This window comes from Salinisphaera orenii subsp. halophila YIM 95161 (assembly GCF_003732545.1).
In the GTDB taxonomy this organism is placed as follows: domain Bacteria; phylum Pseudomonadota; class Gammaproteobacteria; order Nevskiales; family Salinisphaeraceae; genus Salinisphaera; species Salinisphaera orenii_A.
The window spans coordinates 1-15,157 of sequence record NZ_AYKF01000092.1 but is presented as its reverse complement, the minus strand read 5'-3'; the positions used below and the strand labels follow the sequence as shown (position 1 = coordinate 15,157).

Genomic DNA, 15,157 nt, shown 5'->3' with positions numbered 1-15,157 from the left:
ATTGGGTTCCGTACGAGCGCCATCTTGAAGACTGCAGATCGTCTCCGGCGAGGCGCACACCGCCGACTCTGGGTGCGCCACGCCCGGGCTCGCAACGCCGCGGGGTGCCCACGGAAATTAAGGGGCGGCCCAGCCGGAAGGGACAAGCGTCCGTGACATTGACCGGGTGCGGCGATCCACCGTCGTAGCCCGCTTGTGAAGAGTGATCGCACGGCGCGCATCACGCCTCTTCTTGCCGCAAGACAGCGCTCGGCTCGGACGCGGACGAACCATCAACAGGTGCGAGGTCTCTCGATCGCGTCTGCCCGGCGCTCGCCCGGCCACGACGCCGGGCACGCCGAAATGTACTGATCCGGCGCCGGTCGTGTGTCCCGCGGCACACCGAGCGGCCTTCGCCATTTGCGCCTTTGGTCCGCGGCCCGTCGGTACCCGCCCACCGCTTCCGGCGGGGAGTGGAGAGGCGCAGCGGGGCGCCGCTTGTTGGGTACTCGAGTCGGGCTGTACCACGCCGTGGGACGCGATTTCCGCTGGAAGCCCAAGCGCCAGCGCCGTTGTCCGGCCATCCCGCATTGCCGCTGGCGTCTGTCGCGATGTCCCGCGGCGTTCGGCCACCGATCACGCGTAGAAACGGCTTCCGGTACGGACGGTGCGAGTCGGATCAATGGGTACGGGTCGTGCTGAATACGGTCTGGCCCGCGCGGACGGCGACGGCGCCGGCCGAGCGGCACGGGTTTGTTCGGCAGCGAGTCTGTTCCCGCCCGGGCGATCACGGCCCCCATGTTCGAGCCGCCGGTGCGCGGCGGCGGTCGGGCCCGGGAACCGTGCGGCCGGTGGGCCCGGGTCGAGACGGGGCCGCCGTCAGCCGCGATCGCGCTCGGCGGCCTGGCGGGCGCGGTTGGCCAGGCGCTTGCGCCATTCCGGGGCGAGGCTGGGCTGCTCGGCGAGTGTGAGCAGACGGCGTCGCTGTTCGGTGTCCGGGTGGCGGGTGCCCTGCAGCGCCCAGAGTTCGGCCAGGGTGATGCCGTGGGCGGCGCGCTCGATGCGCGTCAGGCGGTCGCCGGCGCGGATGTGACCCGGTTCGAGCACCCGATAGAGCCAGCCGGCGCGGCCCTCGGCGGCGATTGCGCGCGCCAGTCCGGCGATGCCGATGCGGGTGCCGGGTTTCCAGCAGGGCTGGCGCGGCTGGGCGATCTGCATCGTGGCCTCCCCGAGCGTGAACACGTCGCCCACGCAGACGTCGGCCTCGGTGAACCCGCGGGTGCTGATGTTCTCGCCCAGCGCGCCGGGCACGAAGGCGTCGTCGTAGCCGGGATAGCGCGCCCGCCAGGCGTCGTAGTGCTCGGCCGGATAGTGGTTGAGGGCCCGCTCCGGGCCGCCGTGGTGGACGCGATTGGCCTGGGCGTCGCCGGCCACGCCGTCGGCGTCGAGCCAGCGCGCGTCGTCGACCGCGCGCTTGTCGATCGCGCTCGGGCCGCCGTCGTTGGCGAGTCGGCCTAGGGCGCCGACGAACACGGCGTCCACGGTCGTGGCGAGGTCGCGGGCGGGATCGGGCGTGTCCATGGCGCGATCGTAGCAGGCATCGGGCGTCGCGGCGCGGGCCGTGGCACACTCGCGGCTGTTTTTTGCTGTAAGGGGCAACCATGAGCGACGGGTCCGCCACGCGACTGGGTCTGGCGGGCGGCGTGGCCACGCTGCTCGGCATCGGCATGGCCCGTTTCGCCTACACGCCGCTGATCCCGGCGCTGGTCGAGGCCGGCTGGTTCTCGGCCCATGCCGCGGCCTATCTCGGCGCGATCAATCTGCTGGGCTATCTCGTCGGCGCGGCCATCGCCCATCGGGCCACGCTGGTGTTCGGCGTGCGCGCGGTGCTGGCCGCAGCACTGGCGGTGACCGTGGCGAGCCTGCTCGCCTGCGCGCTCGACTGGGGCGTGTACTGGTACGGCTTCTGGCGGCTGGCCTGCGGCGTCAGCGGGGCCGTGCTCGTGGTGGTGGGCGCGCCGGCCGCCCTGTCGCGGGTGGCCCCGGGCGAACGCGCCCGTACCGGTGCGTTGGTATTCACGGGCATCGGCTTGGGGGTGGCCGCCAGCGGCACGCTCGTGCCCTGGCTGGCGGACTTCGGCGTGGCCGCGGCCTGGCTGGCGCTGGCCGTGGTTTCTGCGGTGCTGGCGCTGTGGAGCTGGACCGCGGCCTGGCGCGATCTGGCCGCGCTGCCGGAGCCCGCGGCCGACGAGCGCGCCGCCGCGGCCCTGCCGTTGACCGCGATCCTGCTGGTGATCGCGGCCTACGGGCTGGATGCGGTCGGCTTCGTGCCGCACACGCTGTTCTGGGTGGACTACATCGCCCGCGAGCTCGGCCAGGGCCTGGCCGCCGGCAGCGGCTACTGGGTCGTGCTCGGCCTGGGTGCGATGTGCGGCCCGGTGGCCGCGGGCTGGCTCGCGGCGCGCCTGGGTTTCCGGCCGGCGCTCACCCTGGCGCTGGCGATCAAGGCGTTCGCGGTCGCGCTGCCCCTGATCTCGACGAGCATGGCGGCGCTGGGCCTGTCGTCGTTTCTGGTCGGGCTGCTGATTCCCGGCACGGTGACGCTGACCTCCGGCTCGATCGCCGCGCTCACGCCGGCCGCGCGCCAGCAGCAGTTCTGGGGCTGGGCGACGCTGGGCTTCGCGCTGGCCCAGGCGGTCGGGGCCTACGGCATGTCCTGGGGCTATGAACGCCTCGGCGGCTATCTGCCGTTGTTCGGCCTGGCCTGCGTCGCGCTCGTGCTCGCCACGCTGAGCGCGGCCGCGGCGGCGATCCGGTCCACGCCGTGAGCGCGGCGGCCGGACCGGCCGAGCAGCGCCGGCTGGCGCTCGCCGGGGCGGTCGCGCTGCTGCTGGGCATCGGTCTCGGCCGCTATGCGTTCACGCCGCTGATCCCGTCGCTGGTCTCCGCCGGCTGGTTCAGCGCCGAACAGACGGCCGAACTCGGCGCGATCAATCTGCTGGGCTATCTGTTCGGGGCGGCCAGCGCGGACCGCCTGGCCCGCGCCCTCGGCCCGCGGCGGGTGATCGGCGGCGCGCTGGCGCTGCTGACAGTGAGTCTGTTCGCCTGCGCGCTTCCCGCCGGCATGCTCTGGTACGGCCTCTGGCGGCTCGTGGCCGGCTGGGCCGCGGCCACGCTGACGATCGTGGTCACGCCCGCGGTGATGGCGCGGATGCCGGTTGCGCGCCGCCCGGCGGCCTCGGCGGCGGTGTTCACGGGCATGGGCGTGGGCACGATCACGGCCAGTCTGCTGGTGCCGCTGCTGGCGGACGCCGGCATCGGCGCGACCTGGGCCGCGGTCGGGCTGGTGGCCGCGGTGCTGGGGGCCTGGAGCTGGCACCGCGTCTGGCGCCATCTGCCGCGCGGGCGGGCCGCGCCGGCGACCGTGGAAGAAGACGCCGCGGGCCCGGTGCCGTGGCTGGCGATCGGTCTGATCGTGACCGCCTACGGGCTGACTTCGGCCGGCTATGTGCCGCATTCGCTGTACTGGGTGGACTATATCGCCCGCGAACTGGGTCGCGGGCTGGCGGTCGGCAACGGCTACTGGCTGGTGCTGGGCGTGGGCGGGGTGATCGGCCCGGGGCTGGCGGGGCTGGCCGCGGCGCGGCTGGGCTTTCGCCGCGCGCTGGTAATCGCCTTCGCGGCCATGACCGCGGCCACTGCGCTGCCGCTGGTCTCCTCGGCCGCGCCGGCGCTGGGGGTGTCCTCGCTCCTGGTCGGGGCGATGGTGCCCGCCATCATCACCCTGACCGCCGGGGTCGTGGTCGAGCTCTCGCCCGCGGCGCGCCGCCAGCAGATCTGGGGCTGGGCCACGCTGTCGTTCGCGCTGACTCAGACGATCGGCGGCTTCGGCATGTCGCGCTTGTACGCTGCTGCCGGCAGCTATCTCGACACCATCGCCGCCGGCGCGCTGCTGCTGGTCGCCGGCAGCGCCTGTGTGATCGCGGCGCTGGCGCTGCAGCGCGGCGACTGAGGCCGCGCTGGGTCTGTTGACGTTTCCTACAGCGCTCTGTGTCCGACCGCGGATCGTGTCCGGCACGGCGCGAGCCGCCGGCTCTGGGCGTGCCACGACCCAGGCTCGCAACGCCGCCGGGTGCCTCTAGTGGTTTTTATGGGCGGCCCAACCCTTCGGGACGAGCGCCCGGAAAATCAACGACACGACGGCAATCCAGCGTTGCAGCACGCTGGAGCAGAATGGCTGCACGGTACGCACTACGCCTCGTCTTGCCGCCCATAGTCAATTTTTCAGGAAGCGCTTGGCGCGGACGCGTACGAAACGCCAACAGACCCTAGCGCTTCGGCCGCCGGATGCGCGGCCGGAAGCCGGCCGGCTTGTCGCCGATCCAGGCCACGAAGTCGGCGATCTCCGGATGCGAAAGCAGGGCCTCGCGGGTGTTGTAGACCTCGGCGAGCTCTTTTTCCCCGAGCACGGCGTGGATGTGGCTGTGGCAGGGCCGGCAGATGTGCAGGATGCGCCCCAGCCGATCCGCGCGCTCGAAACGCCGGCGGATGCGCTTGAGCCGGTGCGTGCGGCGCGGAATCAGATGATGGCGCGTGGTGCGCACGCCACGTCGGCCGCACAGGGCGCAGCCGTCCGTCATCAGCCGCCGTCGGCCGCCACGCCCTCGCGGCCGCTGGCGGCGCGGTGCCCGGTATCCTTGTCGGGTTCCAGCTCGTCCAGCGCGGCGGCGAGATGGGCCAGCAGGTGCTGCATGCTCGGCAGCGAGCGGCGGCAGGCGATCAGGCCGAACTCCAGCGCCTCGCGATAGCTGGTGATGGTGATGTTGAGCGCCTGACCGTCGAGCACGATGGAGACCGGATACATGCCGGTCATCTCGGCGTCGCCGCAGTACAGCGTCTCGTCCGGCCCCGGGACGTTGGAGATCACCACGTTGAACGACTGCCGGCGCGGTGCGATGCCGGTGAGCAGGTTCAGCCCGGCCGGCGCCGACAGGGCGGCGACGAACGCCATGATCTGTTCCGGCGACATGCCGCGGTAGCGGCGCTTCCAGTGGTCCACCGAGGCCCGGATCGCGGCCAGCCGCGCGACCGGATCGGCGACGTCCGTGGCCAGGCTGGCGAAGATCATGGCCACGCGGTTGCCGGCCTCGTCCGCGCCGTCGTGCAGGGCCACCGGCACCATCGCCACCAGCGGCGCCTCCGGCAGGGCGTCGTTGTCCTGCAGGTAGCGGCGCAGCGCGCTGGCGCACATCGCCATGACGATGTCGTTGACCGTGGCCCGGTGGCAGCGCGCCAGCCGCTTGATGCGCGCGAGGTCGTAGGACTGGGCCGCAAAGCGCCGCGAGCCGGACACCCGGCGGTTGAGGATGGTCGCCGGCGCCTGATTGATGCGGGTGAAGGCCGGATCGTCGCGGGCGTCGTGCCAGGCGCGCACGACCTCGCGCGCAGCGCCGGGCAGCGCCAGCGTCTGACGCGTGGTCGCGCGCAGCGTCTTCCAGGTGTCGGTCAGCGGCGTGCGACCGGTGGCGCTGGCGGGTCGTGGGAGCTGCCAGGGCACGCGCAGCGCATCCGGGTCTGGGTGGTCGGTCAGTGAGCGCCGCATCACGCGCATGGCGCTCACGCCGTCCATGAGGGCGTGGTGGAACTTGCTGTAGATGGCGAAGCGGTTGCCGCTGATGCCCTCGATCACATAGACCTCCCACATCGGCCGCGAGCGATCCAGCAGCGCGCCGTGCAGCATCGACACCAGCGCCAGCAGTTCGCGGATCTCGCCCGGTGCCGGCAGCGCCAGGTGACGCACGTGGTACTCCAGATCGAAGCCTTCGTCGTCCACCCAGAACGGCTGGCCGAAGCGGTACTTCAGGCGCCGGTCGAACGGCGGCTGGACGTCGCAGTGCGCGCGCATCGCCGCCACGCGGTCGCGCACGTAGTGCGGGCCGGCGTCGGCCGGCCGCTCGAACAGCTGCAGCCCGCCGACGTGCATGGGCTGGTTGCGGCGCTCCAGCCGCAGAAAGATCTGGTCGATCGGATTGAGCAGCCGCATGCGGGCTCCCGTGGCGCCCCCGGTCAGGACAGGTCGATGGCGTGGGCCTTGAGATCGGCCAGGTCGAGTATCTCCAGCGCGGCGGCGTCGGTGGCGGTGAGCGCGACCCGGGGTGCGACGCCCTCGGCCAGCGCCTCGCCCCAACGGGCGGCGCACAGACACCAGCGATCGCCCGCCTCGAGGCCGGGGAAGTCGAACTCCGGCCGCGGCGTGGAGAGATCGTTGCCACGTGCGGCGGTGTAGTCGAGAAACTCTCGGGTCATCACCGCGCAGACGACGTGGCGGCCGGCGTCGGCCGGCCCGGTGCGACAGAAGCCGTCGCGGAAGAAGCCGGTGACGGGCGCATCGCAGCAGCCGGCCAGCGGTTCGCCGAGGACGTTGCGGGCGGGGTTTTCGGTCTGGGTCATTGGCGTTCACGCATTTCGTTGCGGCGCATGGGCATCTGGTCGATCCGCTCGAACAAGGCGCTGACATCGAGGCTCTCGCTCTGGCGCGCCTTGACCGAGCCGTCCTTGCCGATCAGCACGGCCTCGAAACCCATGGCCTCGTGCAGGTCCAGCAGGGGCTGGCGTTCCCGAATGTCGAGATTGGAGTGGGTGCGTTCGGGTGTGACCACGAACCAGGCGATATCGCGGATGCGCATGCCCTCCTCGGCGGCCAGATTGTCGCGTATCTCCTGGCCGCGGGTATCGGTCGGGGTGAACACCACGATCACGCGGAAATCCCAGCGCAGGTGGTCGAGCGTGGCCGCGGTGGCGGGGGTGCCCACGCCGAGTGCGGCGAACAGAGCAAGGAACAGGGCGTTACGCATGGTCGGGCTCGCGTGCGATCATGGGCGGACGCTGCGCCGAGCGGGTGCCGGGCACCGGGGCGTTGTCCGCGCCGTAGTAGGTGGTCACCACCGAGAGCTTGAGTTCGTCGGTGGCGTTGGCGCCGGCGGCGTGCAGGGTGCCGGCATCGAACAACAGCACGTCGCCGGGATCGAGGGTGGCCTCCACCGCGCTCGCGATGAGTTCGCGGTTGCGGGGCACGTCCTCGCGCAGGAACTGGTCCGCGTCCATGGCGTCGGCGTCGAAGCGCATCCGATGGGTGCCCGGCAGCAGGCGCATGCCGCCGTTGTCGGGCCGCTCGTCGCCGAGCGCCAGCCAGGCGTTGACCAGCCGCGGCGTTTCGAAGGCCCAGTAGCGCAGATCCCGGTGCCAGGCGGTCGCGGTGGAAAAGCGCGGATGCTTGGTCATCACGCAGTTGTGGTGGTTGCGTGACAGCCAGACGCGCTCGGAATCCAGCAGCTGGGCGACGATCGCGGTCAGCCGGGCATCGGTGGTCCAGTCCGCGAGCAGCGGATCGCGGTCGTGGGCCTGCAGCAGGCGCCGCGGGGTGTCGCCGCCCTCGGCCTCGCGGCTGGCCGGTGCCCCCGGATAGGCCACGTCGGCCTCGTATTCGATGGGCACGACACGGCGATCGGCGTGTGCCAGCGCCAGCGAGCGCAGGGCCGCGATGCGTTCGACGCTGGCCAGCTGGCGCATGATCAGGAAGCCGTCCTCGGCGAAGACCTGACGCTGGGCGGGCGTCAGCTGGGGCTGGGGCAGACTGTCGGCGGGCACGCTCATGGGCTCGATTGTAGACTCGGCATCCGGGTCCCGCTACGCGTGGCGCGGGTCCGTGGTTGCGCGGCGGCCGCCGGCGCAGCGCTCCGGTGCGTTCAGGCATCTCGACGCCGATACGCTTCGTATAGTCCCCAGCATTCCATCCAAGCGGTGAGCGACATGAAACGACGCACGCTCCTCGGCGCCTTTCTCGGTGTGGTGGCGGCCTATCCGCTGTCGCGGCTGGCCCTGGCCGACAGCGAATCCGGGGCGTCCGATCAAGGTGCGAATCCGGAGGTGGGCACGGTGGAGAAGAGCGAGGCCGAATGGCGTGAACAACTCTCCCCGGAAGCCTATGACGTGCTCCGCAACGAGGGCACGGAGGCGCCCGGTTCCAGCGAACTCAACGAGGTCACGGCCGAGGGCCGGTTCGTCTGCGCCGGCTGTGGCCTGGCGCTGTTCGACAGCGAGTGGAAATTCGACTCCGGCACCGGCTGGCCGAGCTTCTATCGCTACATCGACGGCCATCTCGGCTTCAAGACCGACTACAAGCTGCTGATGCCGCGCAAGGAATACCACTGCGCCCGCTGCGGTGGCCACCAGGGGCACGTCTTCAACGACGGCCCGCAGCCGACCGGCAAGCGCTACTGCAACAACGGCGTCGCGCTGCGCTTCGAGCCGGCCGAGGACACGGCCGGCTGACTCGCGGCCCGGCTGTCGGCCGGTGGCGGATGCGTTGTGCTATTCGCCGCCGGTGATGGATTCGTGCAGCAGATCCTGGTGGACGTTCTCGGTATCCGGCGGCACGCGGTGCCAGGTCTGGGTCTTGCCGACCAGGCTGATGCCGATGTAGCCGCGGGCGTCCAGCGTGTCCGGCCCGGTCTGGGTCGCCTTGGCCTTGTAGGTCTTGCCGTTGTTCGGGTCGTAGATCTCGCCGTTCTCGAATTCGCCTTCGCCGACGTACTCCAGGCCTTCGAGGATGGTGATGCCGAGCAGGCGCCGGTCGCGCTTGGACTCGTCCGGATTGTTCTCGTCGGTGCGCGCCTCGCCGGACTTGGAGCCGACGATCGTGCCCTTCCACTCGCCGTTGTCCTCATAGAGCTGGACATAGCCGCCGCTGGCCGTCTCCCAGACGCCGGCGACATCCGACGCCTGCTGCTGGGCGAAGGCCGGTGCGGTCAGAAGCAGCGACAGGGCGGCGATCGACAGTCTTGTTTTCATGACGAAACTCCTCGCGAAAGCGTCAACCTAGCATGTGAAGCGGCGGCCTAACCGCGCCTGAACGCCCTGAACAGCCCCTGGGGGCGGTATCGCCGACGTCCGCCCCGCCGCGGCGCCGCCAAAGCCCGGGCCGGTCAGCGTCCCGCCGCCGGCACGTACCGGCCGTCTCGCCATTGCGGCGGCGTCGCCGCACGGCCGGACCGCCACCCCCGGCACGTCAGCCATGGGCAGGGCGGATCGCCCATCGGAGGCGCATTGGCCGGGTGCCGGTCGCACGAAACCGCGACAGGGCCTAGACTGTGCCGCGTCAACTCCAGCGCGCGGCTCTGTGCCCGCGCCCCGCAGGAACAGCATGGCTGGCGAAGCGCTGATCGCGGTATTCATCGATTTCGAGAATCTGGCCCTGGGCGTCAAGGACGTGCCCGGCGGCGATTTCGACATGGGCCTCATCCACAAGCGCGTGCTCGAGAAGGGGCGGCTGGTGTTCAAGCGCGCCTACTGCGACTGGAGCCAGTACCGCGGCCAGATGAAGTCCTTCCACGCGATGGGCATCGAGATGATCGACATCCCGCAGACGCGCATCTCGGGCAAGAACAGCGCCGACATACGCATGGTCGTGGACGCGCTGGACCTGTGCTACGCCAAGGACCATATCGACACCTTCGTGCTGGTCTCCGGCGACTCGGATTTCTCGCCGCTGGTCTCCAAGCTCAAGGAGAACAACAAGCGCGTGATCGGCTGCGGGGTGAAGTCCTCGACCTCGGACCTGCTGGTGGCCAACTGCGACGAGTTCATCTACTACGACGATCTGGTGCAGAAGTCCGGCCGGGCGCGCAAGCGCAAGGCCGAGGCCGGCCAGAAGCAGGACAAGGGCGCCGAGGCGCGCGAGAAACTCCTCGAGATCGTGTCCTCGCTGGAGTCGGACTACGACCCGGTCTGGGGCTCGCTGGTCAAGCAGACCATCAAGCGGGTCTACCCGAGCTTCAACGAGAGCTACTACGGCTTCAAGAGCTTCACCGATCTGCTCCGGGCCGCCGAAGAGCACGAGCAGATCACGCTCGAGTACGACGAGTCGCGCGGCAACTACAAGGTCGCCGTGGTCTGAACCGCCAGGCGCCGGGCACGAAAAAGCCCGGCGCGGTCGCCCGGCCGGGCTGTCGCTGACGCGCAGCGGCGACGGGCGGTATTACATGGAGCCGCTGTCGTCCTCCTGATCGTCGTCGGAGGCGTCGTCCATGTCCGAGCCCGAATCACCGCCGTTGCCGCCGGCATTCGAGTCGCCGCCCGAGCTCGAGCCCGAATCCGAATCGTCGCTCATCGACGAGTCGGAGCCCGAGCCCGAACCCGATCCCGAGCCGCTCATCGACGAGTCGGAGTCCGAGTCACCGTTCATCGACGACCCCGAATCGGAGCCGCTGCCGGACTGATTCTCGCTGTCGTCAGCCGAGCTCGAGCCGCTGTCGTCCGAACCGCTGTCGGCTTCCGGATCGGCGATGCCGATCACGCCGCAGGCCTGACGGCTGCCGGCCGCGCCGATCGGCGGCTGGTCCGGATCGTTGGCCTTCTCGTGGATGATGATGCCGCGACCGATGATGGCCTTGGCGCCGGTCAGCGAGGCGCCCTCGATCATGCCGTCGTGCTCGGCGGTGCCGTCGTCGCCCACGTCGAGGTTGCCCAGATCGCCGGTGATCCGGTCGATGTCCTCGGGCGGGTTCTTGGAACTGCCGTCGAGGTTGAAGTGCGTGCCCGCGGAGGTGCCGTCCGCCGCCGAGCAGTCGCCGTAGAGATGGATGTGGTAGCCGTGCTCACCGGGTTCCAGACCCTCGGCCTCGGTGGTGTAGGCCAGGCCGCCGTCCTCGGGCGTGAAGCGGATGGTGGCCGAGGCGTCGTCGTTGCCCTCGGTGCCGTGGAGTACGGCGACCGCGGCCCGCGGCATGTCCTCCTCGGCGGTGCCGTTGTCCTGGCTCATGGCGCTGTCGGACGTGCCGGTGTCACCGTTCGAGCCGCCGTCGTCGTCGGACATGGCGTCGTCGGTCGAGCCGCCGTCGTCCTGATTGCTGCCCTCGGCCGCGTTGTCGGACTGCGTGGCCTCGGTCGAGCCGGTGTCGCCGGCGGCCGCGTCTTCATCGTCGTTCTGGCCGCAGGCGGTCAGGCTCATGGCCAGCAGCATCGCGGCGGAAATCGTCAGTACGGGTTTCATAGGTGTTGTCCTTCGGTGTTCGGGTACGGGGTCGAAAAAACGCGTCGGAGACTAGCCCCGACGCGCGGCAAGGCGGGCGACGACGGCCTCGGCGTCGCCGCTGCCCGTGAAGATGTGGTCGTAGTGGGCCTGGAGCCAACGCCCGAAGGCGGCGTGGTCCGACTCGCCCAGCAGGCCGGCCAGCGCGTCGACATGCTCGCCGCCGCCCCGGGCGGCTTCACGCGCGAGCTGCGGGCGCTGGGTGTCGACGAAGGCCACGGTCTGGCGATGACGCGGCGTGTCGGGCTCCGTCACCGAGGCGTCGGTGGACTGGCGGCTGGAGGCCGACAGGCCGTGGACGGCACTCTCGGTGACATCCGCCGCGGTGTTGGTGGTGCTGGTGACCGCCGAGCAGCCGGACAGGGCCAGAGCCCCGGCAAGGCCGAAAAGCGGGATCAGGGAACGTGTGCGCACGATTGAGTCGTGGTTGTTTGGATGACTGCATCCTACGCTAGCGCCGCGGGCGGCGGAGTACAAACGTATTCCGCGCTTGGGTTTTGGCGTGCGCGGCGCTAGTCTCGACGCGGGGACGGCTTCCGGCGCACGCCGGATCCGCGCGCACGACCGCGGACCGACGATCGCCGGCACAGGTTGGGGGACGACCATGAGTGCTGCAGTGGGGCCCGAGGGGATCGGGCGTGCGTTTCGAGGCGCCGGCCGCCGGGGGCGATCGTGAGCACGGCGGTGCTGCGTACGCCCGAGGAGCGCTTCGCGCGCCTGCCGGGGTATGCGTACGCGCCGCACTACGTCGAGGTCGACGGCCTGCGGATGCACTATGTGGACGTCGGCCCGCGCCGGGCCGCACCGGTGGTGCTGCTGCACGGCGAGCCGACCTGGTCGTATCTCTATCGACACATGATCGAGCCGCTGGTGGCCGCCGGGCATCGCGTGCTCGCGCCGGATTTCATCGGCTGCGGCCGTTCCGACAAGCCGGCCGCGATCGCGGACTACAGCTATCAGCGCCACGTCGACTGGGCCTGGTCCTGGTTCGAGCAGCTCGCGCTGACCGACGTGCGCCTGTTCTGCCAGGACTGGGGTTCGCTCATCGGCCTGCGCCTGGTCGCCGAGCATCCGTCGGCGTTCGCACGCGTGTTCGTGGGCAACGGCTTTCTGCCCACCGGCGACGCGCGCCTGCCGCTCCTGTTCCGGCTGTGGCGCGCGTTCGCCCGCTACAGCCCGGTGTTTCCGGTGGGCGCCCTGGTCCAGGCCGGCAGCCGCCGCTGGCTGAGCGCCGACGAACGCGCCGCCTACGCGGCGCCGTTTCCGGATGCCCGCTACATGGCCGGCATCCGCGCCTTTCCGCGGCTGGTGCCGGTCACGCCGGACGACCCGGCGAGCGCGCCCAACCGCGCCGCCTGGGAGGCGCTGGCCGGCTTCGACAAGCCCGTGCATACCTGCTTCGCTGACGGCGATCCGATCACCCGCGGGGCCGAGCGCGCGCTACGCCGGCGGATACCCGGTGCGGCCGAGGCGGCGCACACCACGATCCGCGGTGCGCGGCATTTCCTGCAGGAGGATCAGGGCGCGGCGATCGCCCGCTTCATGATCGAGCAGATGCGCGGCGACGCCCGCCGGCCGCCGCCGGCCGGCGATCAGCGCAGTTCGCGATAGAGCGCGCGGTACTGCGCGGCCGCCCGGCTGCGCGGTGAGAAGCGGCGTACCGGCGCCCGGTGCACGCCCATCTGTTCCACGTGCGTGCTGTAGTCGATGAACGTCTCGGGCGCCTTCTTCAGCGTGTCCGGCGGCGCCTCGATCATCTCCCGGTGCATGCGCCGGCGGCGGTCGGCCATCGAGAAGAACGGCAGCACACGCGTCTTGCCGACCTTCTTGTCCTCCACGTGCTCCAGCACCTCGTCCAGAGCGCGCAGCGACAGCGGTGTGGGCACCACCGGCACCAGCACGCGATCGGCGGCGCGCAGCACCGCGGTGGCCAGCGAGCCGATCCCCGGCGGGCAGTCGAGGATCATCAGCGAATAGCTTTCCGAGAACGGCTCGATCAGCGCCTCGATGACCTTGCGCGGCTGCTTGGCGGCGTGGATCTGCGCATCCCAGTGGCGGTAGCCGCGATCGCCCGGCAGCACGTCCAGCCGCTCCTGATCGGTGTGCTGCACATAGCGGCCCAGCGGCGCCTTGCCGGAGACGATGCGCTTGGCCGACATCTCCGGCGGGTCGTCCACGCCCAGATACCAGCTCGCCGCGCCCTGTGGGTCCAGATCCCACAACAGCACATGCCGGCCGTCGAGCGCGGCCTCGCAGGCCAGGTTGACCGCGGCCGCGGTCTTGCCCACGCCGCCCTTCAGACTGTAGATCGCCCAGGTTTTCATGCGCTCGATGATACGGCCGGTTTATGACAGAAATATAGCAACCGCGTGACGCATGTGCGTTGACCGCGGCCGGGCATCGGTTAGGCTCGCGCGATGCGCATCATGCTACTGGCCGATACTCACGGCGTCCTCGACCCGCGCGTGGCGGATCTCGCCCGCGGCGCGGACGTGCTCGTGCACGCCGGCGACGTGGGCGCCGGCATCGCCGACGAACTGGCCGGCCTGTGCGACGACGTGCTCATCGTCACCGGCAACAACGATCCGGACGACGCGCCCTGGCCGGAATCCGCGCGGCGGGCGCTGCCCGGCGGCGAGCTGGTCGTCATCCACGGCCACCAGTGGCCGGCCCGCAGCCGCCACGACCGGCTGAGACGCGCTTTCCCCGAGGCCCGTGCGATCGTATGCGGCCACAGCCACCGCCGCGTGCTCGACACCGACACCGCGCCGTGGCTCCTCAATCCCGGTGCGGCCGGACGCAGCCGCGCCTACGGCGGACCCGGCGGCATCGAACTGTTCGTCGACGGCGACGACTGGCAGCCGGTGCCGCGGGTCTTCGAGCCGCAGCCGCGGCGGCGCTAGCGGCGCAGGATAAATTGTAAGATTGCTGATCAAAGGTCGGCCGCCTGAACCTCTGTCAAGTAAAACGCAATCTGGAGTGATTAAGTCAACCTAAAGGCCGATTTGCTAGCGGCCTGGCATGTAGGTGCAAATCACCAGTTATCGTCGCCCGTGCACTGGTACTTAGCGGTTACGAGTGTGCGAGAACAACCCATATCAGTCGGTGCCTGGCATCGGCTGAGTGTGCCGCCGAATTGCTCGGCGTTACGATAGCCCCAAGCTTGGCAGCGGTCGGCCGCAGTTCGCGCAGCTTCGTCCCATTCTGGCTGAGGTTGTTCGAACATGCCGTGCGTGTATGACATCTCCACCACGCCATCAGAGCGGCTTCCGCCTGTCGCCTGAAGTGTTTTGGTTGAAGCGCAACCTGCTGAAATCGCGCAGACTGCGATTAGAACGCAAAGCGTATAAAGCCTCATTTGATCCCCCAATTCTTTAGCTAGACGAATCTTGCGTGATGTCTGTGGCATCACGTCTCAACCCGTATCGGCTGATGCCCGCTGTGCTAAAGCCTCGCGAGAGTATCTGTATTAAGTACTGGATCGCAGCATTATGAATTGGGGCTCTCGCCGCCAACCGTTCTTCGGCCGAACTGTTAACAAAGCGAGTGTCATCGTGGCCGTCTGGCTTGTGCAGCTTAAAGTCCGGCAAAGGACATGGAGCCCATGCCGATGTGCGGCAGACGGACCAGTCGGACGGCTTGCAAACCATGCCGATTAAGCCCGGCGCCGGTTATGGTTCGGTATCGCTGCCATTGTTCGGGCGGTCTTCGGCGTGTCGCTCCGACAGGAAAGTGCTGACATTGCCCAGTCCGTCGACGTGGTCGCAGATGGTCTTGATCGCCACCAGCAGCGGCAGGGCGACGACCATGCCCACGATCGACCACAGCCAGGCCCAGAACGACACGGCCAGAAAGACCACCACGGTGTTCAGTCGCAGGCTCCGGCCCACGAAATACGGCGTGACGAGCTGGCCCTCGATCGAGTTGATCAGCACATAGGTGCCGCCGGCGATCATGGCCCAGCCGTACCAGTCGAACGTGAGCAGCGTGATGGCCGCCGTGGCCATCGCGCCCACGAGCGCGCCGACATAGGGCACGAAGTTCAGCAGGAAGGCGCCGACGCCGATCAACACCGGGTTCGGCAGGCCG

18 protein-coding genes are annotated in these 15,157 nt (G+C 69.9%); 6 read left to right on the top strand and 12 right to left on the bottom strand.

What is annotated here, in order from left to right:
- Positions 1-858: 858 nt before the first annotated feature.
- Positions 859-1,560, bottom strand: coding sequence for an MOSC domain-containing protein (locus SAHL_RS11390; RefSeq protein WP_123591540.1), 702 nt, complete (start codon positions 1,558-1,560; stop codon positions 859-861).
- An 80-nt stretch (positions 1,561-1,640) separates the two neighbouring features.
- Here SAHL_RS11390 and SAHL_RS11385 point away from each other — a divergent pair, with 80 nt between their 5' ends.
- A complete protein-coding gene (locus tag SAHL_RS11385) occupies positions 1,641-2,807 on the top strand; it encodes a YbfB/YjiJ family MFS transporter (RefSeq protein ID WP_123591539.1) in 1,167 nt (388 codons plus the stop codon).
- Positions 2,804-3,991, top strand: a complete 1,188-nt coding sequence (locus SAHL_RS11380) for a YbfB/YjiJ family MFS transporter (protein WP_123591538.1) — start codon at positions 2,804-2,806, stop codon at positions 3,989-3,991. Before SAHL_RS11385 ends, SAHL_RS11380 begins: the two co-directional genes overlap by 4 nt.
- Before the next feature lie 316 nt (positions 3,992-4,307).
- Here SAHL_RS11380 and SAHL_RS11375 read toward each other — a convergent pair whose 3' ends face one another.
- From SAHL_RS11375 to SAHL_RS11355, 5 genes are read right to left on the bottom strand one after another with little or no spacing between them, the layout of a single operon-like run.
- Positions 4,308-4,619, bottom strand: a complete 312-nt coding sequence (locus SAHL_RS11375) for a hypothetical protein (protein ID WP_123591537.1) — start codon at positions 4,617-4,619, stop codon at positions 4,308-4,310.
- A complete protein-coding gene (locus tag SAHL_RS11370; RefSeq protein ID WP_123591536.1) occupies positions 4,619-6,022 on the bottom strand; it encodes a WS/DGAT/MGAT family O-acyltransferase in 1,404 nt (467 codons plus the stop codon). Before SAHL_RS11370 ends, SAHL_RS11375 begins: the two co-directional genes overlap by 1 nt.
- 23 nt (positions 6,023-6,045) lie before the next feature.
- On the bottom strand, positions 6,046-6,429 hold the full coding sequence (locus SAHL_RS11365) for a DUF2237 family protein (RefSeq protein WP_123591535.1): 384 nt from the start codon (positions 6,427-6,429) through the stop codon (positions 6,046-6,048).
- Positions 6,426-6,833 (bottom strand): DUF4174 domain-containing protein, encoded by a 408-nt coding sequence (locus SAHL_RS11360; RefSeq protein ID WP_123591534.1) that lies wholly within the window; start codon positions 6,831-6,833, stop codon positions 6,426-6,428. The genes SAHL_RS11365 and SAHL_RS11360 overlap by 4 nt, the downstream gene beginning before the upstream one ends.
- A complete protein-coding gene (locus SAHL_RS11355; RefSeq protein WP_123591533.1) occupies positions 6,826-7,632 on the bottom strand; it encodes a phytanoyl-CoA dioxygenase family protein in 807 nt (268 codons plus the stop codon). Before SAHL_RS11355 ends, SAHL_RS11360 begins: the two co-directional genes overlap by 8 nt.
- Before the next feature lie 156 nt (positions 7,633-7,788).
- On the opposite strand from SAHL_RS11355, the gene msrB reads away from it, so the two are divergent.
- Positions 7,789-8,310 carry a peptide-methionine (R)-S-oxide reductase MsrB gene (gene msrB, locus SAHL_RS11350; protein ID WP_123591550.1) on the top strand — a complete coding sequence of 174 codons (522 nt, stop codon included), beginning with the start codon at positions 7,789-7,791 and terminating at the stop codon, positions 8,308-8,310.
- Between the two features lie 39 nt (positions 8,311-8,349).
- Here msrB and SAHL_RS11345 read toward each other — a convergent pair whose 3' ends face one another.
- Positions 8,350-8,829, bottom strand: coding sequence for a DUF2147 domain-containing protein (locus SAHL_RS11345; RefSeq protein WP_123591532.1), 480 nt, complete (start codon positions 8,827-8,829; stop codon positions 8,350-8,352).
- A gap of 352 nt (positions 8,830-9,181) precedes the next feature.
- On the opposite strand from SAHL_RS11345, the gene SAHL_RS11340 reads away from it, so the two are divergent.
- A complete protein-coding gene (locus SAHL_RS11340) occupies positions 9,182-9,934 on the top strand; it encodes an NYN domain-containing protein (RefSeq protein ID WP_123591531.1) in 753 nt (250 codons plus the stop codon).
- Between the two features lie 81 nt (positions 9,935-10,015).
- Here SAHL_RS11340 and SAHL_RS11335 read toward each other — a convergent pair whose 3' ends face one another.
- Both SAHL_RS11335 and SAHL_RS11330 read right to left on the bottom strand, forming a co-directional pair.
- Positions 10,016-11,029 (bottom strand): superoxide dismutase family protein, encoded by a 1,014-nt coding sequence (locus SAHL_RS11335; RefSeq protein ID WP_123591530.1) that lies wholly within the window; start codon positions 11,027-11,029, stop codon positions 10,016-10,018.
- A gap of 51 nt (positions 11,030-11,080) precedes the next feature.
- On the bottom strand, positions 11,081-11,482 hold the full coding sequence (locus SAHL_RS11330; RefSeq protein ID WP_245968499.1) for a DUF3015 family protein: 402 nt from the start codon (positions 11,480-11,482) through the stop codon (positions 11,081-11,083).
- 258 nt (positions 11,483-11,740) lie between these two features.
- Between SAHL_RS11330 and SAHL_RS11325 the strand changes: the two genes are divergently transcribed.
- On the top strand, positions 11,741-12,679 hold the full coding sequence (locus tag SAHL_RS11325) for a haloalkane dehalogenase (RefSeq protein ID WP_123591528.1): 939 nt from the start codon (positions 11,741-11,743) through the stop codon (positions 12,677-12,679).
- Here SAHL_RS11325 and SAHL_RS11320 read toward each other — a convergent pair.
- Positions 12,661-13,392 (bottom strand): ParA family protein, encoded by a 732-nt coding sequence (locus tag SAHL_RS11320; RefSeq protein ID WP_123591527.1) that lies wholly within the window; start codon positions 13,390-13,392, stop codon positions 12,661-12,663. The genes SAHL_RS11325 and SAHL_RS11320 overlap by 19 nt on opposite strands.
- A gap of 93 nt (positions 13,393-13,485) precedes the next feature.
- Here SAHL_RS11320 and SAHL_RS11315 point away from each other — a divergent pair, with 93 nt between their 5' ends.
- Positions 13,486-13,971, top strand: a complete 486-nt coding sequence (locus SAHL_RS11315; protein WP_123591526.1) for a metallophosphoesterase family protein — start codon at positions 13,486-13,488, stop codon at positions 13,969-13,971.
- A gap of 131 nt (positions 13,972-14,102) precedes the next feature.
- Here the strand turns inward: SAHL_RS11315 and yecR are convergent, their stop codons facing one another.
- Together yecR and SAHL_RS11305 are read right to left on the bottom strand one after the other, a co-directional pair.
- Positions 14,103-14,426: a YecR family lipoprotein gene (yecR, locus tag SAHL_RS18410; RefSeq protein WP_123591525.1), complete on the bottom strand. Its 324-nt coding sequence runs from the start codon at positions 14,424-14,426 to the stop codon at positions 14,103-14,105.
- 313 nt (positions 14,427-14,739) lie between these two features.
- Positions 14,740-15,157: AI-2E family transporter (locus tag SAHL_RS11305; RefSeq protein ID WP_123591524.1), on the bottom strand; the 418-nt coding region annotated here is incomplete at its 5' end.